This window comes from Clostridium sp. CM027 (assembly GCF_024730565.1).
GTDB classification, from domain to species: Bacteria; Bacillota; Clostridia; order Clostridiales; family Clostridiaceae; genus Clostridium_AD; species Clostridium_AD estertheticum_B.
This window is the reverse complement of the sequence record NZ_CP077725.1, coordinates 360,270-384,844: the sequence shown is the minus strand read 5'-3', so window position 1 is coordinate 384,844 and position 24,575 is coordinate 360,270. Positions and strand designations below refer to the sequence as shown.

The following is a 24,575-nucleotide window of genomic DNA, read 5'->3' as shown; positions in this document are numbered from 1 at the left end:
TAAAAATTTTCTACAATTATTACATAATTAATCGTAATATTATAATTAAAACGCAACCATGAGTTGCGTTTCAATAAATAGAGAGTAGGACGAGCCTACTCTCTTGAAATAAAATTACCAACGGTAACTAATATATATTATTCTATCATATAAAATTTGCTATTTCAAGGGTTAATTGCATTTAGCTAAAAAAACGACAACTGATTTGTATCAGGTAGTTCTTTTAAACACCCATGATTATCTAAGGACTCAATAACTGTTTTGGAAACCTTGCAGCGAATTCTCAAATCTTCTTTAGATATAAACTCCCCTTCAGGTCTTTCCAAAACTATGCTTTTAGCGGCATTTTCACCTACACCTTCAAGCCCGCTTAGTGGAGGCCTTATCGCGTCATCTTCAATTGTAAATTTAACTGCCTCAGACTTATAAAGATCTACATTTAATAATTTTATCCCTCTTTTATACATTTCAAAAGATAACTCCAGCGCTGTAAGAAGTCCTTTTTCTTTCATACCTATGTCCTTACCTAGAGCTGTTAGTTCATCCATTTTAGCACTTATAGCACTCTCACCTTTTACAATCAAATTAGCATCAAAGTCATCTGCTCTTATAGTAAAGAAAGTAGCATAGTATTCCTTTGGGTAATAAACCTTATAATATGCTATTCTTACCGCCATCATTACATATGCAACTGCATGTCCTTTAGGAAACATGTACTTTATCTTTTTACATGACCCTATATACCAATCTGGCACGTCATGCTCTCTCATTACTTTCTCATCGTCTTCCGTAAGCCCTTTACCTTTTCGTACCTTCTCCATGATAGTAAAAGCAGTCTTAGGTTCAAGATTTTTCTGCATTAGATAAACCATTATATCATCTCTTGTAGAAATACAATCTTTAAGTGTAGTAAATCCTTCTTTAATATAATATTGTGCATTATTAATCCATACGTCAGTACCATGAGAGAGTCCAGAAATTCTAACCAAGTCTGAAAAAGATTTAGGCTGTGTATCTAAAAGCATTTGTCTAACAAATTTCGTACCAAATTCTGGAACACCGTAACTTCCTACTTCACAGCCCAACTCTTTAATGGTGAGCCCCAGTGCCGCAGGAGATGTAAATAAACTTATTACACTCGGATCTGATAGTGGAATAGTTATAGGGTCGAGTCCAGTTAAATCTTGAAGCATTTTAAGCATTGTAGGATCATCATGTCCAAGAATATCCAGTTTCAATAGCCTTCCACTTATGGAATGATAATCAAAATGAGTTGTAATAATATCTGAATTTGGATCGTCAGCAGGGTGTTGTACTGGGCAAAAATTATGTATATCATTGTCACTTGGAACAACCATTATTCCACCTGGATGTTGCCCTGAGGTTCTCTTAACGCCAGTACACCCTAGCACAAGTCGTTCTATTTCAGCTTGAGGGACCATAACGTTTTTTTCTCCTAAATATTTTTTCACATAACCATAAGCAGTTTTGTCAGCAATTGTTCCAATTGTTCCAGCCTTAAAGGTATGCCCCTTTCCAAACAACACCTCTGTATACCTATGTATATCTGCTTGATTTTCACCTGAGAAATTCAAATCTATATCCGGTTCTTTATCTCCTTCAAACCCTAAAAAAGTTTCAAATGGAATATCATGACCATCTTTTTTATATAGTGCACCACAATTTGGGCACTCTTTATCAGGTAAATCAGCACCCGAACCAATAGATCCATCTAAAAAAAATTCGCTCTTTTTACAATCAGGACATACATAATGAGGTGGAAGCCCATTTACTTCTGTTATATTAGACATATTAGCTGCAAAAGAAGATCCAACTGAGCCTCTCGACCCTACTAAATAACCGTCAGCAATTGATTTTGCTACTAATTTTTCAGCTATTAAGTAAAGTACAGCATATCCATTATTTATAATAGAATTTAATTCCTTCTCCAATCTTTTTTCAACTACCTCTGGTAAGGAATCTCCATATATTGAATGAACTTTATCTGATGTCATCTTGCGGATGTCCTCTTCTGCACCTTCTATTTTAGGGGTATAAGTTCCATCTGGTATTGGTTTTATAACTTCTACCATTTCAGCAATTTTATTAGGATTACCAATTACAACTTCTCTGCATTTTTTTTCACCTAGATATGAAAATTCTTTTAACATTTCATTAGTAGTTTTAAAATATAGTGGCGGTTGATCATCTGCATCTGAAAAACCTTTGCCAGCCATTAAAATTTTTCTAAAAACTTCATCAGAAGCTTCTAAAAAATGTACATCACCTGTAGCAACTACAGGCAAATTATTTTTTTCTCCTATAGCACATATTTTTCTATTAATATCCATTAATTCACTTTCATCTTTTACTGTGCCATTTTTAATCATGAATTTATTATTTAGTAGAGGTTGTATTTCTAAATAATCATAGAACTTCACAATCTTCCTAATATCTTCTTCCGATTTTCCATGTAGAACTTCCTTATACACTTGCCCAGCTTCGCAGGCTGATCCTACTATAAGACCATCTCTATACTTCTCAATTAAGGTTTTAGGAAGCCTAGGTCTTCTATGAAAATGTTCTAAATTGGAAGCTGAAATAAGCTTGTAAAGATTTTTAAGACCTACTTGATTTTTTGCCAAAATAATCACATGATAAGTATTTGCCTTTTTTATATTAAAGTCACCTAAAAACTCTTTGTTTAAAGTATCTAAGTCAAAAATGTTATTTTCTTTAAGTAAACCAAAACAATGTAATAATATTTGCGCTGTGGCTTTAGCATCATCTACAGCTCTATGATGGTTCTCCAGGGTGATGCCCAAATGCTTAGCTACTACATTCAGCTTAAATGTTTTAAGGTCTGGAAGTAAATATTTAGCTAAAGGAATTGTATCCATAATTGCATTTTCAAACTTCAAATTCAACCTCTCTGAATTTTTTTTGATAAAAGATGTATCGAAGTCAGCATTATGGGCTACCACTACGCTACCACGTGCAAACTGTAAAAAATTAGGAAGCACTTCTTCAATAGAAGCAGAGCCTGCAACCATATCATTTGTAATTCCAGTTAGTTCAGTAATTTTATAAGGTATGTCTATCCCCGGATTTACAAATTCATTAAATCTATCTACTATTTTCCCATTTTCAACTTTAACTGCACCAATTTCAGTAATTCTATCATTTTCACTAGAAAGCCCTGTTGTTTCTAAATCAAAAACTACAAAACAATCATCTATATTTTCATTTTTACTATTAATAACAATTGGTACTCCATCGTCTACTAAATAGCCCTCTACACCATATATAACCTTTATTTTATTCTTTTTAGCTGCATCCATAGCTTCTGGAAAAGCTTGTACCACGCCATGGTCAGTTATCGCTACTGCGCAGTGCCCCCATTTAGCCGCTCTTTCTACAAGTTTAGCCGCAGGGCTTATCCCATCCATTGCACTCATTTGTGTATGCAAATGAAGTTCAACTCTTTTCTCCTGCGCAGTATCCATTCTTTCTATTTTCTTAAGTTTAATTATATCCCTAGCCATTACAACAACTTCTTTTGCGTAGGTATCATAACTTGCTTCTCCTCGCACCTTACAGAAAAGTCCCACTTTAATTTCGTCCATTATCTTTTCTACATCTTTAGGCTTTGGAAAACATTTCACTGTAATTGAACTTGAATAATCTGTAATATAGAATGTAATGATTATTCTACCCGTTTTTGTTTCAATTATTTTAATTTTAAAGATATCTCCACAGACACAGACTATTCCTGAAGCTTCATCTATCTCTCCTATCGCTATGGTCTCACTTTTTATATTTCTTCCCATTATAGTGTTTGCATCCGCTGCTTCATCTTTTCTGTAGCCCGGTTTGCTAAATTTATTTGTTTTATCATTATTTTGATTATTACTTTGAGGTTTGTCCTTCTTTTCTATATTAATATTTTTAATAATTTCTTTTATAATAACTTCATTTTCTTTTTCCTTTTTACCAAAATAATCTTCTTTAGAAAGTTTACTGTTATGTTCCAATTTCACTAATGAACTAACTCCAAACATATCATTTATAGTATCTTTTATAAGAATTTCTATGTTCTTATCTCTTAAAATTTTGCACATAAAATCATTTCCACACTGGATTTTTAGAGTGCCGTTTTCAATTATTCTAGAAGATTTAAGTAAACTATCCTTACTTGACGGCTGTGAGGTAGCTATTACATTTACAACATCTACCCAAAACTTATCTTTTATATCTTCTATAGTGGCATTTGACACATCTTTGTAGCAAATTAACTGTATATCCTCAAAACTACCTACTCGTTTTGAAATAATATTTTTGATTAGTAGCTTTTTATTATCATCTATATCCTCTAAAGATTTGATTAACACCCTTAATTTATTGCTTTTTTTAAGGTATTGAACTCTCAATACCTTAATATCAGCTGCTAATGTTTCTTCATTTAAGTTAAAATCATTTTTCAGCATTTCAGCTAAATTTACATTCATTAATATTCCTCCTGATAAGACATTTTAGGCACATGAAATCATCTCCTGGGTCGCTGCAACATCTTCGTAGAAGATGCATTAACGACTTCACAAGGAAATTTATACTCCAACTTAAGTTTTCTATTTGTTAGGGTAAGTAACTCCTACTTATAGAAGTAGGAGACTTTCCTTCTGAAATGTCGTTAAAATAACTTTGAATGTGCCTATAATTTATCTATCTCGCGAATAAGTTCTTCCACTAAATCTTCTTCTTTAACGGTTTTAATTATTTCACCTTTTTTAAATATGAGACCAACTCCGTTACCTCCGGCTATGCCAATATCAGCTTCTCTTGCTTCACCGGGGCCATTAACGATACATCCCATTATTGCAATCTTTATGTTCTTATTGCAACATTCTAATCTTTTTTCTACTTCATTTGCAATTTTAATAAGATTAATTTGAGTTCTACCACATGTTGGGCATGATACAAATTTAATTCCATCATCTATATACCCTAAGGATTTCAGGATTTCTATGCCGACTTTAACCTCGTCTACTACATCCCCCGTTAGTGACACCCTTATAGTATCTCCAATCCCCTCAGCTAAAAGCGCCCCAATACCTATACTTGATTTTATTGTCCCTCTCCATGTAGTTCCAGCCTCAGTAACACCGAGGTGTAGCGGATAATCTACTTTACCTGATAATAATTTGTAACTTTCAATCATCATGACCACATCTGACGATTTTATAGAAATAACTATGTCATAAAAATTAAAACTTTCAAGTATTTTAACATGTCTTAACGCACTTTCAACTAGTGCCTGCGCGCATACATGACCATACTTTTCAAGAATATCTTTTTCTAGTGATCCTGAATTCACACCAATTCTAATGGGAATGCCATTCTCTTTAGCTGCTTCTGCGACTAATTTTATTTTATCGCGGCTTCCAATATTACCTGGATTAATTCTTAATTTGGATATCCCGTTCTCAATAGATTTTAAAGCTAGCCTATAGTCAAAATGAATATCTGCCACAAGTGGTATGTGAATTCTTTTCACTATGTTCTTAACAGCCTCAGCCGCTTGCATATCTGGGACTGCGCATCTTACAATGTCACACCCTACCTTTTCTAGCTGAAGAATTTGATTTACTGTAGCTTCTACATCCCTTGTGTCTGTATTGGTCATCGACTGTACTGCTATCTTTGAATCTCCACCTATATACACATTTCCAACTCTAATCTTCTTCGTTTTGCGCTCCCTCATAGTCTTCATCTCCTAGAATTTTAGCGGACTAACTATATCCTTAATAACTACTAACACCATAAATGCCATTAAAAACATAAATCCAATGTAATTTATAGTTGCAACTTTATTATCATCTAATTTTTTACCTGATATTATTTCAAATAACAACATAAAAATCCATCCTCCATCTAGTGCTGGGAAAGGTATTATATTGAATATTCCTAATTGCACACTCATTAATGCAGTAAAATACATTAAGGTTGTAATTCCAGCTTGTGCCGCTTTTCCAGAAAATCTTATTATGCTTATTGGTCCTCCGACATCATTTGCTGAAACCTTCCCGTGGAATACGTTACCGAAAAATTCAAAAATTTGTTTTACAGTATTACCAATTTGATCAAATCCATAAATCACAGCTTTGCCAGGGTTCATTTTTTTCTCAACCATAGAAGGAGAGACTCCTACAAAAAATAATTTTTCTTTCACGTTCTTAATGGGTTTAAGGGTGATTTTTTCTACTTTTGAATTTCTTACTATTTCAATATCCATACTTTCACCTTTAGAAACAAAAATCTCATTTTGAACTTGATCCCATCTATCTATTTTAGTCTTATTAATCTTAGTAATTTCATCTCCAACTTGTATCCCAGCTTTCATGGCTGGACTATTAGGTACCAACTCCCCAATTATTGGTAATATGTATCCTTTAGACGCACCTACCATAGCAAATAAAACTACTGCCAATATTAAATTCATAATTGCTCCAGCAGAAACTATGCTTAGTTTTTGACCCGGGGTTTTATTTGTGAAAGATCTCGGATCATTACTTTCTCCATCTTCCCCTTCCATTTTAACATATCCTCCAATAGGAAATGCCTTAATCAAATACTCCGTTTCTTTTCCTTTAATTCCAAAGATTTTAGGTCCCATCCCTAAAGAAAATTCACTTACTTTTACTCCATTTAGCTTACATAGAATAAAATGACCTAATTCATGTATTATAATCAGAAGACTAAATGCTAACATAGCCATAATAAAGTATGGTATGTTTGCTATAATATTACTCATAATAATTTTCCTCCCTACTCTTTATCATAATTATTTCTTACATATTCTCTTACCTTTAAGTCAATTTCTAAAATTTCTTCTAAATCTGGATTAATATTATGCTCAAATTTATTCATGCATTTTTCTATAATATCTTCTATTATAAGATACTTAATTTTATAATCCAAAAATAATTCAACAGCTACTTCATTAGCAGCATTCATAATAGCAGGCATATTTCCGCTCATTTCACCTGCTTTATAGGCTAATTTAAGACATTTGAACGTATCCATATCCGGTTTTTCAAAAGTTAAATTACCCATATTATAAAAGTCCAATTTATCGATAACAGCATTATTTCTTTCAGGATAGTTTATAGCATATTGAATAGGAAGTCTCATGTCAGCAGAACTCATTTGTGCTATTACACTTGCATCCATGTATTCTACCATAGAATGTATTATACTTTGAGGATGAACTACCACTTGTATATTTTCGTAATCTACCCCAAATAACCAGTGTGCCTCTATAACCTCTAGGCCTTTATTCATAAGTGTTGAGGAGTCAATAGATATTTTTCTACCCATTTCCCATTTAGGATGTTTAAGCGCCTCTTCCGGTTTTATTTCTATTAATTGTTGCTTATTTTTGCCTCTAAACGGACCACCTGATGCGGTTATTATTATTTTGTTAACAGATTCCGACTTATTACCCTGTAGACATTGAAAAATAGCACCATGTTCTGAATCAACCGGTAAAATATTTACATGATTTTTTTTAGCAGCATCCATTACTAGTCCACCTGCTGCAACTAGTGTCTCTTTATTAGCTAAAGCAATATCCTTACCAGCATTAATTGCTTTCATAGTGGGAACTAAGCCTATCATACCCACAACTGCGGTTACTACAATATTAACTTCAGGTAGTGTACTTATATAATTTAGTCCCTCCAGTCCCTGCAATATTTTTGTTGAATATTTTTTTAGCATGCAATGTTTTTTAAGTTTTAATGAAGCCGCCTCGTCCATCATGGTAACATATTTAGGCTTAAATTCTTCTATGATGGGTATAATCTTCTCATAATTGGTGTTAGCAGAAATTCCCACAATAGTGAAATTTTCAATATCATTTCGAATAACATCTAAAGTTTGAGTTCCTATCGACCCAGTAACTCCTAAAATAGTAATCTTCTTCATGTACTCTCTCCATTCACGTAATTCTGTTATTTATACTTCAAAATCTTGTTTTTTCCTTTAATTTCACACTTATAAATTTACCTGTTTTTTTTAGTAAGCAATTCTTCTACAGCATATAATATAACATATTTATGTTCTAAAATAAAGTAACTAGTAATATTTACAAATATATGGGTAATTATTTCACATATATTATATAGTGCTCCTTTTGATTATATTCATTAATCAACGCAGATATTAATATAAAATATAACCCAATTATTATTTTAAAATTTTACGTAATAATAAAATCATATATTGCCAGTAATGCTAATTTACAACTAATTGTTTATCTGCATTCTGTTCAATATATGATTTTATTAATCACTAAAGTATATTAGATCATCTCCTGCGGAGGTGCACTATTAATTTCTTGTACCTTTAGTATATATGAATTTAAATTACTAATATAAATGTAATATAATAAAATGCTACCACAGACACAAATAGAATACTATCAAACCGATCTAAAACTCCACCATGTCCTGGAATAAGGCTACTGTAATCTTTGGCTCCTACAAATCTTTTTATAGATGACGCAATTAAATCTCCAAGTTGTCCGAAACTGCCACAAAGAACGCCAATTATAGCGTAATGATATAATTGAATAGGTACACCATATTTTGAAATAACATAGCCATAAATTGTACACCCTATAGTGCTGCCTAAAAGGCCTCCTATTGAGCCCTCAATTGTTTTATTAGGGCTAACTTTAGGGCAGAGCTTATGTTTGCCACCTTTACCTAAAAATCTTCCACAATAATAGGCTGACGTATCACAGACCCACGAGCAAATAAATATAATCCAAACTAAATATTGACCGTAGGTTTTATTGTTTATAAACACTATAAAACTAAAAAATACTGCCACATATAAAAATCCGAATATAGTGAGGGCCACATCAACAAAATTATATTTTGTATAAATCACCGGAATACATAATAGTAAAAGAATTGTTACTATTAAAATGTATACATTAAAACTTGCTGAAAAATCCTTGCTCATATTCAAGTAATATACTATACATAAAATATATCCTATAATTCCAATTGGCTTATAGTGTTTTTTTCTAGAAACTTTATAGAACTCATACATTCCAAAAAGCGAAAGTACCATTACACTATATTTTAAGTACTCTCCACCTAAAATTAAAAATATTATTAACGGAGCTAACATCAGTGCTCCTATATATCTATTATTCATAATTTTCTCCTCTATTTAACCTTTCCAAATCTTCTGTCTCTTTTTTGATAATTTAATATTGCACATTTCAATTGCTTCTCATGAAAATCCGGCCAATTAATATCTGAAAACCAAAGTTCTGAGTATGCACTCTGCCATAGTAAAAAATTACTTAATCTTAACTCCCCACTAGGTCTTATTATAAGGTCTGGGTCGGGCATTTCTTTTGTATACAAATACTTTGAAAATAAACCCTCAGTTATTTCATCTTCATATATTTTTTTATTCTTCAAATCTAAACAAATTTCTTTTACAGCATCTACTATTTCGTTTCTTCCTCCATAATTTAAAGCTAGATTTAAAATTAACCCCTTATTATTCTTTGTCCTTTCATAAGCAGAGTTTAATTCCGTTATGCAAATCTGTGGTAATTTTGATATGTTACCAATAGAATTGATAACAACATCATTGGCGTTCAATTCCTCGAACTCATTTTTTAAATATTCTACTAATAATTTCATTAGAGCGTCTACTTCTTGTAAAGGTCTATTCCAATTTTCAGTTGAAAATGCGTATAATGTTAAATATTTAACCCCTAATTTGTTGCACTCTTTTACAATTCTTCTTATTGCTTCTACTCCAGCCTTATGTCCAAGTGCTCTCGGCAAATTACGCTCCTTAGCCCATCTACCATTCCCATCCATTATAATTGCAATATGTTCAGGTATTCTCGACATATCTAACTCAATATTATTACTTGTACTTTTATTTTTTTTAAAAAAAGCGAATAATGTTTTCAATAAAATTCCCTCCTTTTTATTAGTTATATTATAATCTTAAATAGAACCTGCATAACTGCAGGTTCTATTTAAAATTATATATTAAACGGCCATTACTTCTTTTTCTTTAACCTCTATTAATGTATCTATTTCTTTAATAAATTTATCTGTTTCTTTTTGGATGATATCTTCTGATTTTTTAGCTTCATCCTCAGTAATTTCGGTGTTTTTTTTCAAAGCCTTAATTTTATCATTAGCATCTCGCCTAATAGATCTTATAGCTACCTTAGCATCTTCTCCTGTTTTCTTTACAGTTTTAATTAAAACTTTTCTTGTTTCTTCTGTAAGTTCAGGAATAATTAATCTAATTGCTGATCCATCACTTGATGGGTTTAATCCTAAATCGGATTTCAATATAGCTCTTTCTATATCTTTCATAGAAGATTTATCCCATGGCTGGATAAGTAATACTCTAGGTTCCGGTGCTGAAATGTTTGCTATTTGATTTAATGGCATAAGACTTCCATAACATTCAACATGAACCCTATCTAGCATTGTAGCATTTGCTCTCCCTGCTTTCATACCTGAAATCTCATGTTTAAAAACAGCAATAGTTTTATTCATTTTTTCATCAGCAATACTAATAATTTGTTTAATCATAGAATTCCCTCCATTTTATATTGATTCTTTAGTACAATCTGATACTAAAGTACCAATTTCTTCTCCTAAAATTGCTCTTTTTATATTTTCAGGATTATCTAGTCCAAAAACTAATATAGGTATATTATTGTCCATACATAATGATGTAGCCGTAGAATCCATAACTTGTAGACCTCTTTCAAGAACATTAAGATATGTAAGATTATCAAACTTCTTCGCATCATTATATTTATGAGGATCCTTATCGTAAACTCCATCTACTTTTTTAGCAAGCAAAATTACTTCAGCTTCTATTTCTGCCGCCCTAAGTGCCGCTGTTGTATCTGTTGAAAAATATGGATTGCCTGTACCAGCTGCGAATATAACAACCCTACCTTTTTCTAAATGCCTCATAGCTCTTCTTCTTATAAATGGTTCTGCTACCGCCTTCATTTCAATGGCAGTTTGTACTCTAGTATTTACGCCTATATTCTCCAAAGAGTCTTGAAGCGCTAATGCATTAATGCAAGTTGCCATCATTCCCATATAATCCGCAGTAGTCCTGTCCATGCCTTCACCACTTCTACCACGCCATATGTTTCCGCCTCCAACAACTATGCCTATCTCAACACCTAACTCAACCAATTCTTTTATTTGAAGTGCTATCTCATTTGTAATTTCAAAGTCTATTCCAAATCCTTTTTCACCAGCTAAAGCTTCTCCTGAAATCTTTAACATAACTCTTTTATATTTAGCAACCTCCATAAACATTATACCTCCAATTTATAGTATTACTTATTTTAAAAAAGAGAACACGTAGTGTTCTCTTTAATTGTTATTTACCCTGTACTTGTCTTTGAACTTCTTCAGCAAAGTTTTCTTCCTTCTTTTCTATGCCTTCTCCTCTTTCAAATCTCACATATCTTGTTATAGTTATGTCAGCACCAAGTTTTTTAGATTCTTCTTGAAGATATTTTTTAATAGTATAGTCAGCATTTTTAACCCAAACTTGTTCAAGCAAGCAAACTTCTTTATAATACTTATTTACTCTACCCATAACCATTTTTTCAATGATTTTTTCTGGTTTTCCTTCGTTTATTGCTTGTACTCTGTATATTTCTTTTTCTTTTTCTAAAGTTTCACTATCAACACAAGTGTTATCTAAGAATAAAGGACTAGTAGCTGCAATTTGCATTGCAACATCTTTAGCAATCGTAATTAATACATCATCTTGTTTTGCGCAAGCGAGTTCTACTAAAACACCTATTCTTCCGCCACCGTGAATATAGCTTTGAACTATACCATTTTCAATAGAAAACTTTTGAAATCTTCTTACAGACATGTTCTCGCCCAATTTTGCTATTAAAGCTGTTACGGCATCCGTAACAGTAATTGCTTCATCAGCTATGTATTTTTCAGAAACTAATTCATCAATAGTAGTTGAAGTAGTTTGTACTGCTTGCATTGTTATGTTTTTCGCTAAAGTAACAAAATCTTCATTATCAGCTACAAAATCCGTTTCGCAATTAACCTCTACAACAGATCCAACTTTCATGTCATCTGAAATATATGAGTTTACTAATCCTTCTGCAGCTATTCTTCCAGATTTTTTTGCAGCTGCTGCTAAACCTTTTTCTCTTAAAAGTTCAACCGCTTTTTCTATGTCACCCTCTGTTTCACTTAGAGCCCTTTTACAATCCATCATACCGGCTCCAGTTTTTTCTCTTAACTCTTTAACCATACTTGCACTAATCATTATTATTTCCTCCTATTCCTATCTAATTTAAAAGGTAAATGAAAGAATTAACTTTCACCTACCCCCCAACTGTTATATCAATAATTATATTATTAGATAAATATAGTTACTATTATTCAGCTAATTGTTCACCTTGTCTGCCTTCTATAATAGCATCAGCTAATCTTTCAGTTATTAATTTAACTGCTCTTATAGCATCATCATTACCTGGAATTACATAATCAACTTCATCTGGATCACAGTTTGTGTCAACTATTGCAACTACAGGAATTCCAAGAATTTTAGCTTCAGAAATCGCATTCTTTTCTTTTCTTGGATCTACAACAAATAGAGCTCCAATTTTATTTGCATCCATGCTTCTTATTCCGCCTAAATTCTTTTCTAGTTTTTCTCTTTCATTTAGAAGGTGACTAACTTCTTTTTTTGGAAGAACTTCAAATATTCCGTCTTCTTCCATTTTAAATAACTCTTCTAATCTTTGTATTCTTGTTTTAATTGTTTTAAAGTTTGTTAACATTCCACCTAACCATCTATTGTTTACAAAATGCATTCCTGCTCTTACTGATTCAAATTTAATAGCTTCTTGAGCTTGTTTTTTTGTTCCTACAAATAGAACATCCTTACCTTCTTCAGATACAGATTTTATGAAATCATATGCCTCATCTATTTTTCTAACTGTTTTTTGTAAATCGATAATGTATATACCATTTCTTTCTGTAAATATGTATGGTGCCATTTTAGGATTCCATCTTCTAGTTTGATGTCCGAAGTGAACACCTGCCTCTAATAATTGTTTCATTGAAATAACTGCCATTAATAATAACCTCCTTGGTTTTTACCTCCATCACCATCATCTTATTGAAGTCCAAATATCGGAACCCTTCCATAATCAAGCAATGTGTGTATTTTCTTACCTACATAGTATATCACAATGTGATAATGTATTCAATATTTTTTTTAATAAAATTGAAATACTTGTTTCATCTATATTTATATTTTAATAATTAAAAACAATTTAAGGCAGAACAAAATTGCTCTGCCTCAAATTATTTTATTTTTTTAAGCTCGTCAATTAGCTTCTCATTTAATATTTTGATATGAGTACCCTTCATTCCAAGTGATCTTGATTCTATTACTCCTGCACTTTCAAATTTTCTAAGTGCATTAACAATAACAGATCTAGTTATTCCAACTTTGTCTGCTATTCTAGATGCTACTAACAAGCCTTCAATTCCGTCTAATTCATTGAAAATATGTTGTACAGCTTCTAGTTCAGAATAAGATAGTGTTCCAATAGCAAGTTGCACTACTGCTTTTTTCCTTTCTTCTTCTTCTATCAAATCATTTTTAGCTCTCAAAATCTCAAGTCCAACTATAGTAGCACTATATTCAACTAAGACTAAATCATCATCTGTAAACTCTTTATCAAATCTAGCAAGTAAAAGAGTACCTAATCTCTCTCTGTTACCATTTATCGGTACTATGGTGGATAATTTATTTTCTATTGAGCATTCCCTATCATCTTGGAATACACAAATATTTTTATTCGTAAGATTAGCCCTTGTTTCGTTGACATTAAGCAAACTATTATTGTAATTTTCCGGAAATCTCATATTTTTTATAATTTCATCCTTTACGATTTCACATTCAAATCCGCTTGATAAATTATAACCCAATATTTTTCCTTTTCTGCTAATAATATATACATTACATTGCAATACATCGCTTAGCAAATTACAAATATCATCAAAAACTACTGGCTCCGTTCCTGATTTTTGCAATATTTTATTTAGCATTCTTGTTTTAGCTAATAGTGACACAATATTCCTCCTCATTTATGTTATAAAACACAATCTATATTATTTAATCCAATTCATAAATCTATCTTGCTTTAGCATAAGCAAAATTCAAAATATTTCAAATTTTTAGAATCGTTCCTTGTCCACTTAATACTATCACAACATTCATGCTATATCAACAGTGTTTTTTAAATTTCGACATTATATTTATTAAATTCTAGTAAATTTTTGACTTATTGTATAAATTTTACTTTTCCTCACTACTCTCTTCCCTATTTTCTTCGACTTTGTATTCCTTATGTTTACATTCTTTATTAGAACATTCCATATAATCGCCTTTAGTTTTACTATATCTTTTTAACATATATGTACCACACTCAGAACATTTTATTTCGGTAGGCTCAAACCAGCTTACAAAATCACATTCTGGATAATTACTGCATCCAAAAAATCTAGTTCCTTTCTTACTTCTTCTTTCTAAAATTTTCCCGCCACATTTAGGGCATGGAAGTTCTAGTTCTTTAGTAATTGCTTTTGTATTTTTGCATTCTGGGTAACCAGGGCATGCCATGAAATCACCAAATCTTCCATGTTTTATTACCATTAACTTGCCACATTTATCACATTCTACGTCTGTAACTTCATCTTCTATTGTGATTTTAGCTATCTCTTTTTCAGCAATTTCAATATCTTCTTTTAATGGTGTAAAAAATTCACTAACTATATTTTGCCACTTTTCCTGTCCTTGTTCTATATAATCTAAATTATTCTCCATTTGTGCTGTAAATTCAATATCCACTATCTGTTTAAAGTATTCACTTAAAATGTCATTCACAATATTTCCTATTTCTGTAACTTCTAAAATCTTTTGGTCTTTTTCTACATACTTTCTATTTAGAAGAGTTGTAATAATAGGTGCATAAGTACTAGGTCTTCCTATGCCATTTTCTTCTAATGTTTTTACAAGAGATGCCTCAGAAAATTTAGCAGGTGGCTGAGTAAAATGCTGCTTTCCTTCGGTTTTTTCACATTGCAGAATGTCTCCTTCATTCAATTCTGGAATTTTCAAAGTATTTTCTTCTTCATCTGGCTCTTCATCATAAATTTTTCTGAATCCATCGAAGGATACTTTAGACCCCGATGCCTTAAACACATAGTCTCCATTTACTATATCAATAGATATGGTATTTAGTAAACATGATTCCATTTGACTTGCTACATATCTATTCCAAATTAATTTATATAGTTTGTATTGTGGAGCTTTAAGAGTTTTTTTTGCTATCTCTGGCGTTATTTCAACATAAGAAGGTCTAACAGCTTCATGAGCATCTTGTATGTTTTTTTTACTTTTGTATATTCTAGGGGTACTCGGATAGTACTTCTCCCCATATTTACTCTCAATAAATTCTTTCGCATTTATTTGAGCTTCTTCAGCTATTCTAGTAGAATCAGTTCTCATATATGTAATTAATCCCACTGTTCCATGTCCTTCTATCTCCATACCTTCATATAATTGTTGCGCAATAGACATAGTTCTTTTAGTTGCAAAATTAAGTTTTCTATATGCATCTTGCTGCAATGTACTTGTTATGAATGGTGGTAATGGTTTTCTAGTCTTCGATGATTTCTTTATTTTGCTTATAATGAATTCTTTTTCCTTAAGTTCATTAATGACATTATCACTTTCTTCTTTAGAATTCATTTCAACTTTTTCTTTACCCTTAGAAGCTAATTTAACATTTAATTTCTGAGAATCTCCTTCTTTGTACAACTCGCATTCTATAGTCCAATACTCTTTGCTTATAAATTTTTCTATTTCCTTTTGTCTGTCACAGATTATTTTAAGTGTAACTGATTGAACTCGACCTGCACTAAGTCCCCATTTAACTTTTCTCCAAAGTATAGGACTAATTTCATATCCAACCAATCTATCAAGTATACGCCTTGCTTGTTGGGCATCCACAAGCGTCGCATTTATTACCCTTGGCGACTTTATAGCGTTTTTAACCGCTGTTTTGGTTATCTCATTGAATTCTATCCGACACTTATCTTTTTCATCTATTTTTAAGGCTTTTGCTAAATGCCAAGCTATAGCTTCACCCTCCCTATCAGGATCTGTTGCCAAATAAATCTTGTCGCTTTTTTTTGCTTCTTTTCTTAGTTTCGAAAGAAGTTCTCCCTTACCACGGATAGTTATATATTTAGGTTCATAATTATTTTCTATGTCAACCCCCAATTGGCTTTTTGGCAAATCTCTAACATGCCCCATGGACGCCTCAACTACATAACTACTTCCTAAATATTTTTTTATAGTTTTAGCTTTAGCCGGCGACTCAACTATAACAAGTTTTTGTCCCATCTTATCCCCTCCATCAATGTATTCTAATATAGTTAATATATATTTACTTATATTTTGTCATTTACTTTTACATAATAGTTTCCTGATAGACATAATATTTCATTTTTAATCTGCATTTCAAATAATACCTCATATAATTGTTTTATGTCAATGTTAGTTATTCTAATAATATCGTTTATATGTAGTGGACTATCATTTATAATGCTATATATCTTTTTGTTAATTTGACTATTAAAAGACCGCACAGTGGTTTTTTTTTGATTCTTCATCTCTATCCCCATTAAATTAAATATATCATCAGAACAAGTCATAGGGTATGCTCCATCCTTAATTAATTTATTGGTTCCTTTGCTTTCATATGAAAATATAGAGCCTGGCACAGCCATAACATCTTTGCCTTGTTCGAGTGCTAAATTTGCAGTAATTAAAGATCCACTTTTTTCACCAGCCTCTATTACAATAATAATATCACCGAGAGCGCTTATTATTCTATTCCTTTGGGGAAAGTTGTAAGCATGTGGTGGTGTTCCTGGTAAAAACTCTGAAATAACAGCACCTTTTTCAATTATCTCATTGAAAATTTTAAGATTTTCTTTTGGGTATACTATATCTAACCCTGAACCTAAAACTGCACAAGTATAGCCTTCGCCTTCTAAACAACTTTCATGGGCAAAAGTGTCAATGCCCTTAGCCATTCCGCTAATAATGTTAATATTATTAGCACATAAATCCGAGCATATAATTTTAGTAACATCCTTACCATAATTTGAATACTTCCTCGAACCAACTATAGAAATATTGAATCCATCCTCTAATGGCAATATGTTTCCTTTATAAAATAACGCAAATGGTGCATCATCATAATTTTTTAATTTTTTAGGATATTCCTCTTCTAAATAAGTAACTGATTTTATTTCATTAACCTCTAATTTTTTTTTTACATTATCAATTTCACCCTCATTCCAAGCATCTGTAAGTACGTCAATTAAATTATTTTTAAAATATTCTGTTTTTTTATTATGTACACCATAATACCATATTTTTTCTGTATTATGAAAATCATTTATTAATTTCAGTTTATTTTTAGGGGATAATTTAATTAAAGAAAACCATATATCATAGTCATTCATTTTTTTCACTCTACCTCCACTAACTTAAATTTATTTTTTTATATTACCAATTAAATCATCTCCTGCGGAGCTGAAACATCTTCACAGAAGATGCATTGACGACTTCAGAAGGAGATTTACACTCCCACTGAAGTTTTCTCTTTGTTATAGTATGGAACTCCCACTTATAGAAGTGGGAGACTTCCCTTCTGAAATGTCGTTAAACTATCTTTTCATCTATAAATTTTCTATATTGCATAGCTTCAATTATATGTTTATCTAAGATATTCTCACTTTCATCTAAATCTGCAATAGTCCTTGCTACCTTAAGAATTCTAGAATAAGCTCTTGTGCTTAGAGTAAATTTATTATACATTAATTCCATGATTTTACTAGCTTTATTATCTAAATGGCAGTACCTTTTAATTAGCTTTTGGCTCATCTCTGCATTACAGTGAATTTCTTCCGTTCTAAATCTTTTTTCTTGAATATCTCTTGCTACCTCTACTCTTTTTTTAATAACATTAGATTTTTCACTACTTTTCCCACTAGCTATTTTATTATAAGGCAGAGCATTTACTGCTGTAAATATATCAATGCGGTCTAGAAGTGGGCCTGATAGTTTACTCAAATACCTTCTTCTTTCATAATCACTACAACTACATCGCTTCTCATAAGATCCGTAATATCCACAAGGACATGGATTTAAGGCACTTACAAACATAAAGTTTGATGGATATTCTACAGTTCCATTTATTCTTGAAATATTAATTTTTCTATCCTCTAAAGGTTGCCTTAGTATTTCTATTACATTTTTTTTAAATTCTAATATTTCATCTAAAAACAATACTCCTTTATGCGCTAAAGAGATTTCTCCAGGTATTAACTTATTTCCACCACCAACCAAAGCAATTCGTGATATAGTATGATGCGGACTCCTAAAAGGTCTTTGCAGAATAATCCCTCCATTATCACCAAGATTTCCAGAAACACTATAAATTTTAGTAACCTCAAGTGATTCCTCTTGACTTAAAGATGGTAGTATAGTAGGAATTCTCTTAGCCATCATGGATTTACCTGAACCAGGTGGACCATACATAAGTAAATTATGATTTCCTGCAGCTGCTACTTCAATAGCACGTTTTGAGCTTTCTTGTCCCATAACGTCTTCATAATCTAACTCTTCATTTATTAATATTTCTAAATCATTGCACTGCTTATAAGGCAACAAGTCCTTATAAGTTAAAAAACTCACTACTTGATTTAAATTATCTAAAGGAAATATCTTTGCAGATTTAACAAGACTACATTCTTTTGCGTTGTTACTAGGAACAATAAATTTTTCAATTCCGTTTTCTATTCCTTCCATAACCACAGGTAATGAGCCTCTTACTTTTCTTAACTTTCCAGACAAAGATAATTCTCCTATAAAAAGATAATCGTTAATATCATTAACAATAATTTGTTTAGTTGCCAGAAGTATCCCTATAGCTATAGGCAAATCAAATAGAGACCCTTCTTTTTTTAAATCTGCTGGTGCTAAATTTATAGTTATTCTATTTACTGGAAAATCAAACCCTGAGTTTAGTATTGCAGAACGTACTCGCTCTTTTGATTCTTTAACTGCAATATCTGCAAGTCCAACAATGTTTAAAGCAGGCAACCCTCGAGTGATATCAATTTCAACAGTAACTATAACCCCTTTAATTCCTGTAAAAGCAGCAGACATAATTTGTATTGCCATATTATCACCTTAACCTTTATTATTACTTCTATTTCATAATTATTGACAAAATAATTTTCTGTAGACTCATTATTCATATAATTTAGTTCATTAAAGCTTTTTATTTTAAACAAAAAACAAAAAACACAGGCATAATAACTTTACCTGTGCTATAAGTTGGGTTAAATCTGACCTAATACAATGCATCCAAACTTAGATACCATGCTACTTATTCCGTTAATTTTTACATAACCCTCATTTTTTATTTAAGAGTAATACTGATTTTACAGCTTCTCTAATCTCTTCATATGATGTGCATCTGCAAATATTGGATTGAAGCCATTCCTCAATAGTTTCGTCATCTGCATCCGGGTGAATGGTTATAAGTCCATAACAGTTCATTATGAAACCTGGAGTACAATATCCACATTGAAAACTCCATTTATCTATAAAAGCTTTTTGAATTGGCTCTTCTTTTAAGCCCTCAATAGTGGTCACTTTATGTCCAATAGCTTCAACAGCTAGCATAATACATGATTTAACAGGCAATCCATCTAAGAGTACAGTACATGTACCACAATCTCCATTTTCGCACCCAGCCTTTGCTCCAGTTAGTCCCAATTGTTCTCTAAGCACCCTAAGTAGGGTATCCGCAGGCCTAATAACTAACTTTCTCTTTTCGCCATTAATATTGAGTTCTATTTTTGATGTCTCAATATATGATATCATTTCCCTTCACCATCCAGTATTTCCAAAGTATAATCTAGCAAATTTCTTAATACGAACTTCTTATATCCAGAGGAACCTTGCATATTGCCCAATATAGGAGCAGGCAAATGACTTATCGCCTGTTCTATCCTTTTCTCCTTTGAAACATTTTTGTTATTTATATACCCTTCCATTTCTATAGACCTAAATGGAAAAGCACAGACCCCGCTAAATGCCATTTGAATATTATTGTGTTTCCTAAGTGCAGCCATACTAATTAAAGGGTACCCTATCTTTTCTTGTTTGGTCTTCTTTATACATATATTAGGCAAATCGGAATAACTCACATCTGTTGTCAATTGAAAAAGCAATTCTCCTTTTTCCAGTTGAAGACTTTGATTAAAAGCACGATTTATTGGAACTATCCTTTTACCTTTTTCTCCATATATAACTGCATTGCTATCTGCAATTAAATAGCCTAAAATCGCTTCCTTATATATGATTTTACCACAAATATTCCCTCCTACAGTTATCAAATTACGCGATGTATGATCTGCCGGAAAGTTTGCTGTCTTACTCAAGAATGGGATTAATTTATTCTCGGCAATGCGAGCAAGCGTAACTGCAGCTCCTATTACTAGCTGGTCGCCTCTTTTTTCAAATACATTGCACTCAGAAATTCCTTTAGTGTCTATTACTGCCTTTGTAGATATATCATTTCTCCTTGCCATAGTGATTATTTCTGTACCACCCGAATAATATAAAGGCTCCTTACCGCTCTGGCGAAGATTGTGATACAGTTCTACTGCCTCATCTAATGAATCAGGTTTATAATACTCAAAATCCAATGCAATCATTATTGTCCTCCCTCTTTTGCTTTCCATATGAACTCAGGAGTTAACGGCAATTGGTTAAGGGGGACCTTTGCCGCATAAGATAAGCTGTTTGCAAGCGCTGCTGGCATTCCAATTACACCATGTTCTCCAATTCCTCTTGCACCATATGGGGCGTCTATTTGTGGAGTTTCTATAAAGTCTACAAGATACTCTGGAGTTTCTCCAAATCTCGTAATTTCATATGTTCTTAGCTGCTTATTCTGAATAATGCCTTTATCCGTAAACAAAAATGCTTCTCTACTAGCAAAACTCAATCCCTGGTTCATACCACCAGAAATTTGACCTTTTGCAATCGCTGGATTAATAACCTTCCCTGCATCTATAACACAAGCTGCCTTTGTAATTTTGTAGGTATATTCCTTTTTATCAAATTCTACTTCTACAGCTGTTGCACCAACAGTCCACTCTGGACCTGGATTACCTTTGCCAGTTTCAGGATCTAATCCTGTTAGATGTTTTAAAACAAAACTTCCTCTTCCAATAACCTGTCCTCCAACTGAATTTCCATTGGGATAGGTATAGCCAAATGCTATTTTACTTATTTTTATTCCTATTTGGGGATTGTCTTTTAAAAATACTCTTCCCCAACCAACTTCCAGTTCATCGGTGGAACACCTTAAAGGAATAGCTGCTGTTATACATAGTTGATCAATGGCATCCTCAGCTGCTCTAAGTATTGCTCTACCAATCAGCAAAATAGTCCTGCTTGCAGCTGTTTTCCAGTGATCTGGAGATGTCTGAGTATTAACATCCATCACTACATGGATTTGATCTACATCCATTTTCATTTTTTCTGCTAATATCTGTGCCAAAGCTGTTTTAGTTCCCTGCCCCATTTCAACTGCACCACAAATAAGATTAATGCTTCCATCCGGATTAAAGGTAAGAATTGCTCCTCCTCCTGCATTTAAAGCTGTATTTGAATTCTTCCAGAAGAAGCTTATACCTTTAGCCTTCACTTTACCATCCTCGGTTTCAGCTATTCTTCCCTCTTCCCAATGTATTAGTTCAGATAACCTTCCAATACACTTCGGTAAATTTCCCAAATTACTTCTAGTGAGTAAAGTTTGAGTAGGGCTAGTATCCCCTGGTAATATTGCATTTCTTAATCTTAATTCTAAAGGATCCATCCCAATCTTATCCGCTAGTATATCGATTATTCTCTCTATTGGGAATGTAAGCTCCGCATGACCGAAGCCTCTGAAAGCTGCAGCATAAGGATGATTTGTATACATACACAATGAATCACACCATACATTTTCAATATTGTATGGCCCTGTACAGTCTATAGCAGCTGCCCTGCTTATAATTACCGCTCTATCTGAGTATGCACCTCCATCAAATAAATATGTTATCTTTACAGCAGTTAGCCTCCCATATTTTGTGCATCCTAGCTTAACTTTTGCATCAAGACCTATATGAACTGGAGATGTAATCATATCTTCTTCTCTTGTATTTGTAAGTTTAACTTGTCTTCCTCCAACCGCCTTTGAACACAAATAAGCAATGAATTCTAGCTGTACAGCTGTTTTACCTCCATAAGCCCCACCTACTAAAGGTACATTAACAATAACCTTACCAGGGTCAATTTTAAAGAAATCACTTATAAGCTTTTTTATTACAAAGGGTGCCTGAGAAGCAGAGTATATAATAACCCTACCATCCGGTAATATTTCTGCCCGTACACACCTGGTTTCCATAGCAGCATGATCTGAGGGTGGAAAATAAAAGCTAGCTTCGACAGTTACCTCACTTTTATCCAAAGCCTTTCTAATATCACCTTTTCTTATTTTAGTTCTGTTAGCAATATTTGTATTAGCTTCTGGCAGCGTATCATCTATAATTGTATATTGACCAAGATTTTCATGAACCAATGGGGCATCTTTTTTAAGAGCCTCGCCAGGAGAATTCACAACTTGCAAAGGTTTATACTGTATTTTTATAAGCAAAGCCGCTTTTTCAGCCTCGATTTCGCTATCAGCCACCACCACCGCCACGGGTTCACCATTGTATCTTACTTTATCTATTGCAATAGGAGGTCTATCAATAATAGTTGATCCTATAAGCTGCGGAAAGTACTTGCCTGTTATTACCGCCCTAACTCCTGGAGATTTTAATGAATCTGCATATTCAATAGATTTTATTTTTGCATGAGCATGAGGACTTGTTATCATTCTTGCATATAAAAGTCCTGGAATTTGATAATCATTGGTATATTTAGCCATACCTGTTACTTTATCTAAAGACTCTTTTCTAGGCACACTTTTACCTATATTATTTATTTTATGCATAGACTCTCCTTTAAATAATATTCATATACTTTTATAATGTATTTATTATTGTTAATCATTATGAATTTATTTCAGGCTGAGGTGCTCAAATGAATTATCAAAGAAATAGTAGCATATGATCCTGATATCTTATGGATACAGTGTAATTGACTAAAGCAAATTGACATTCAGTTAAGTTTTAATTATTTATATGCTGATATCTCTAAAAGCTTATCTACAGTAACGAAGCTGTATCCCATTTCTTTAAGCTTTGAAATAATTTGTGGCAGTGCCTCGGTAGTGACTTTTTTATCTTCATTACAATGCATTAAGATTATTTCTCCAGGACGTACGTTTTCAACTGCATTTTTAACAATATTATCAACTTCGCGTTGCTCCCAATCTAAGGTATCGGTGGACCAAATTATGTTTTTGTAATTTAATGTTGTTAAAGAATTCTGAACAGCATCATTTGTATCACCATAGGGTACTCTTATTAATGCAGGCGTTTTTCCTATTACCTTATTGATTTCATTTTCAGTTAAAGTTACTTCATTCCTAATTTCAGATGCATTAATAGTGGCGAAGTCTTTATGAGCCCAACTATGATTTGATATTACATTTCCATCTTCATAGGCCTCTTTAATTATGGATTTGCATGCTTCGATTTGTTTACCAATACAGAAAAAAGTGCCTTGAATATTATTCTCGCGTAATACTTTAATAATTTTAGGAGTATTTGTGGGGTCTGGACCATCATCAAATGTAAGTGCTACTACCTTGTTTACATTTTGGCCATTAATATATAAGTCAGAAGGATATTTTTTAGCTAAGTTCACTACATTTTTTCTCCATTTTGTCATTGCTGCATCGGGATAGATTGTAGGTCTACTACTTGTACCTAAAATATCATAAATGACTTGAGCTTTTTTCGTAGTTGTGTCCGAGGAAGTTTGAGGTAGCGTGAGTTCACTGGCAGTAGGTTGAATTATGTTTTCTTTATCTGTAGTCTTATCTACAGAAGATTGCGTCTCTGTTATTTTAATCGGAGCATGTATTTTATAAGTAATAAATACTGAACCTATAAGTAATACTAAGAGGCCAAATACGTTAAATAATTTTTTCATAAAATAATCAAACCTTTCTTAAATTATTAAGTTTTCATAATTTTGCTATTATATAAAATGAGTTAGAGTGCCAGTAATACAATACATAGAATTCTTTATATCCCTCAAAGCATTTACATCCACACCCTCACCTCCCACTCTTTTAACTTCTATAAAAGAATGTAAAACCCTTTAATTACTATAAAAGCAGCAGGCATAATTTG

General features: G+C 32.4%; 18 protein-coding genes. All 18 read right to left on the bottom strand.

The window, feature by feature from the left end; genetic code table 11:
- Positions 1 to 185: 185 nt before the first annotated feature.
- Positions 186 to 4,508, bottom strand: a complete 4,323-nt coding sequence (locus KTC92_RS01860) for a PolC-type DNA polymerase III (RefSeq protein WP_220285893.1) — start codon at positions 4,506 to 4,508, stop codon at positions 186 to 188.
- Between the two features lie 203 nt (positions 4,509 to 4,711).
- Complete coding sequence (ispG, locus tag KTC92_RS01855; RefSeq protein WP_216303087.1) at positions 4,712 to 5,761, bottom strand: flavodoxin-dependent (E)-4-hydroxy-3-methylbut-2-enyl-diphosphate synthase; 1,050 nt, start codon at positions 5,759 to 5,761, stop codon at positions 4,712 to 4,714.
- A 12-nt stretch (positions 5,762 to 5,773) separates the two neighbouring features.
- A complete protein-coding gene (rseP, locus tag KTC92_RS01850) occupies positions 5,774 to 6,811 on the bottom strand; it encodes an RIP metalloprotease RseP (protein ID WP_216303088.1) in 1,038 nt (345 codons plus the stop codon).
- A gap of 14 nt (positions 6,812 to 6,825) precedes the next feature.
- A complete protein-coding gene (gene dxr / locus KTC92_RS01845) occupies positions 6,826 to 7,986 on the bottom strand; it encodes a 1-deoxy-D-xylulose-5-phosphate reductoisomerase (protein ID WP_220285894.1) in 1,161 nt (386 codons plus the stop codon).
- 435 nt (positions 7,987 to 8,421) lie between these two features.
- On the bottom strand, positions 8,422 to 9,228 hold the full coding sequence (locus KTC92_RS01840; protein ID WP_216303091.1) for a phosphatidate cytidylyltransferase: 807 nt from the start codon (positions 9,226 to 9,228) through the stop codon (positions 8,422 to 8,424).
- A gap of 11 nt (positions 9,229 to 9,239) precedes the next feature.
- The gene (locus KTC92_RS01835; RefSeq protein ID WP_253198183.1) at positions 9,240 to 9,944 is read right to left on the bottom strand and encodes an isoprenyl transferase; all 705 of its coding nucleotides are present in this window, start codon (positions 9,942 to 9,944) and stop codon (positions 9,240 to 9,242) included.
- Positions 9,945 to 10,088: 144 nt separating this feature from the next.
- Positions 10,089 to 10,646: a ribosome recycling factor gene (frr, locus tag KTC92_RS01830; protein WP_216303094.1), complete on the bottom strand. Its 558-nt coding sequence runs from the start codon at positions 10,644 to 10,646 to the stop codon at positions 10,089 to 10,091.
- A 15-nt stretch (positions 10,647 to 10,661) separates the two neighbouring features.
- Positions 10,662 to 11,390, bottom strand: a complete 729-nt coding sequence (gene pyrH / locus KTC92_RS01825) for a UMP kinase (protein WP_216303097.1) — start codon at positions 11,388 to 11,390, stop codon at positions 10,662 to 10,664.
- Positions 11,391 to 11,460: 70 nt separating this feature from the next.
- On the bottom strand, positions 11,461 to 12,381 hold the full coding sequence (gene tsf, locus KTC92_RS01820; RefSeq protein ID WP_220285896.1) for a translation elongation factor Ts: 921 nt from the start codon (positions 12,379 to 12,381) through the stop codon (positions 11,461 to 11,463).
- A gap of 112 nt (positions 12,382 to 12,493) precedes the next feature.
- The gene (gene rpsB, locus KTC92_RS01815; protein ID WP_165412164.1) at positions 12,494 to 13,195 is read right to left on the bottom strand and encodes a 30S ribosomal protein S2; all 702 of its coding nucleotides are present in this window, start codon (positions 13,193 to 13,195) and stop codon (positions 12,494 to 12,496) included.
- Between the two features lie 232 nt (positions 13,196 to 13,427).
- A complete protein-coding gene (codY, locus tag KTC92_RS01810) occupies positions 13,428 to 14,204 on the bottom strand; it encodes a GTP-sensing pleiotropic transcriptional regulator CodY (RefSeq protein ID WP_165414693.1) in 777 nt (258 codons plus the stop codon).
- A gap of 223 nt (positions 14,205 to 14,427) precedes the next feature.
- Positions 14,428 to 16,539 carry a type I DNA topoisomerase gene (topA, locus tag KTC92_RS01805; RefSeq protein WP_216303099.1) on the bottom strand — a complete coding sequence of 704 codons (2,112 nt, stop codon included), beginning with the start codon at positions 16,537 to 16,539 and terminating at the stop codon, positions 14,428 to 14,430.
- Between the two features lie 47 nt (positions 16,540 to 16,586).
- On the bottom strand, positions 16,587 to 17,669 hold the full coding sequence (dprA, locus tag KTC92_RS01800) for a DNA-processing protein DprA (protein WP_220286022.1): 1,083 nt from the start codon (positions 17,667 to 17,669) through the stop codon (positions 16,587 to 16,589).
- Between the two features lie 199 nt (positions 17,670 to 17,868).
- Complete coding sequence (locus tag KTC92_RS01795; RefSeq protein WP_220285897.1) at positions 17,869 to 19,392, bottom strand: YifB family Mg chelatase-like AAA ATPase; 1,524 nt, start codon at positions 19,390 to 19,392, stop codon at positions 17,869 to 17,871.
- Between the two features lie 234 nt (positions 19,393 to 19,626).
- Positions 19,627 to 20,100: a (2Fe-2S)-binding protein gene (locus KTC92_RS01790; RefSeq protein ID WP_220285898.1), complete on the bottom strand. Its 474-nt coding sequence runs from the start codon at positions 20,098 to 20,100 to the stop codon at positions 19,627 to 19,629.
- The gene (locus tag KTC92_RS01785; protein WP_220285899.1) at positions 20,097 to 20,936 is read right to left on the bottom strand and encodes a xanthine dehydrogenase family protein subunit M; all 840 of its coding nucleotides are present in this window, start codon (positions 20,934 to 20,936) and stop codon (positions 20,097 to 20,099) included. The genes KTC92_RS01790 and KTC92_RS01785 overlap by 4 nt, the downstream gene beginning before the upstream one ends.
- Positions 20,936 to 23,266 (bottom strand): xanthine dehydrogenase family protein molybdopterin-binding subunit, encoded by a 2,331-nt coding sequence (locus KTC92_RS01780; protein WP_220285900.1) that lies wholly within the window; start codon positions 23,264 to 23,266, stop codon positions 20,936 to 20,938. Before KTC92_RS01780 ends, KTC92_RS01785 begins: the two co-directional genes overlap by 1 nt.
- Positions 23,267 to 23,448: 182 nt before the next feature.
- Positions 23,449 to 24,372: a polysaccharide deacetylase family protein gene (locus KTC92_RS01775; protein ID WP_220285901.1), complete on the bottom strand. Its 924-nt coding sequence runs from the start codon at positions 24,370 to 24,372 to the stop codon at positions 23,449 to 23,451.
- Positions 24,373 to 24,575: the final 203 nt, after the last annotated feature.

Excerpts from the sequence above, each read along its gene's own strand:
- KTC92_RS01840 (WP_216303091.1), bottom strand. The coding sequence starts at position 9,228 with ATGAATAATAGATATATAGGAGCACTGATGTTAGCTCCGTTAATAATA.
- KTC92_RS01795 (WP_220285897.1), bottom strand. The coding sequence starts at position 19,392 with ATGGCAATACAAATTATGTCTGCTGCTTTTACAGGAATTAAAGGGGTT.
- dxr (WP_220285894.1), bottom strand. The coding sequence starts at position 7,986 with ATGAAGAAGATTACTATTTTAGGAGTTACTGGGTCGATAGGAACTCAA.
- ispG (WP_216303087.1), bottom strand. The coding sequence starts at position 5,761 with ATGAGGGAGCGCAAAACGAAGAAGATTAGAGTTGGAAATGTGTATATA.
- KTC92_RS01790 (WP_220285898.1), bottom strand. The coding sequence starts at position 20,100 with ATGATATCATATATTGAGACATCAAAAATAGAACTCAATATTAATGGC.
- KTC92_RS01785 (WP_220285899.1), bottom strand. The coding sequence starts at position 20,936 with ATGATTGCATTGGATTTTGAGTATTATAAACCTGATTCATTAGATGAG.
- dprA (WP_220286022.1), bottom strand. The coding sequence starts at position 17,669 with ATGAATGACTATGATATATGGTTTTCTTTAATTAAATTATCCCCTAAA.
- KTC92_RS01835 (WP_253198183.1), bottom strand. The coding sequence starts at position 9,944 with ATGTCGAGAATACCTGAACATATTGCAATTATAATGGATGGGAATGGT.
- rseP (WP_216303088.1), bottom strand. The coding sequence starts at position 6,811 with ATGAGTAATATTATAGCAAACATACCATACTTTATTATGGCTATGTTA.
- pyrH (WP_216303097.1), bottom strand. The coding sequence starts at position 11,390 with ATGGAGGTTGCTAAATATAAAAGAGTTATGTTAAAGATTTCAGGAGAA.
- topA (WP_216303099.1), bottom strand. The coding sequence starts at position 16,539 with ATGGGACAAAAACTTGTTATAGTTGAGTCGCCGGCTAAAGCTAAAACT.
- KTC92_RS01860 (WP_220285893.1), bottom strand. The coding sequence starts at position 4,508 with ATGAATGTAAATTTAGCTGAAATGCTGAAAAATGATTTTAACTTAAAT.
- KTC92_RS01780 (WP_220285900.1), bottom strand. The coding sequence starts at position 23,266 with ATGCATAAAATAAATAATATAGGTAAAAGTGTGCCTAGAAAAGAGTCT.
- tsf (WP_220285896.1), bottom strand. The coding sequence starts at position 12,381 with ATGATTAGTGCAAGTATGGTTAAAGAGTTAAGAGAAAAAACTGGAGCC.
- frr (WP_216303094.1), bottom strand. The coding sequence starts at position 10,646 with ATGATTAAACAAATTATTAGTATTGCTGATGAAAAAATGAATAAAACT.
- rpsB (WP_165412164.1), bottom strand. The coding sequence starts at position 13,195 with ATGGCAGTTATTTCAATGAAACAATTATTAGAGGCAGGTGTTCACTTC.
- KTC92_RS01775 (WP_220285901.1), bottom strand. The coding sequence starts at position 24,372 with ATGAAAAAATTATTTAACGTATTTGGCCTCTTAGTATTACTTATAGGT.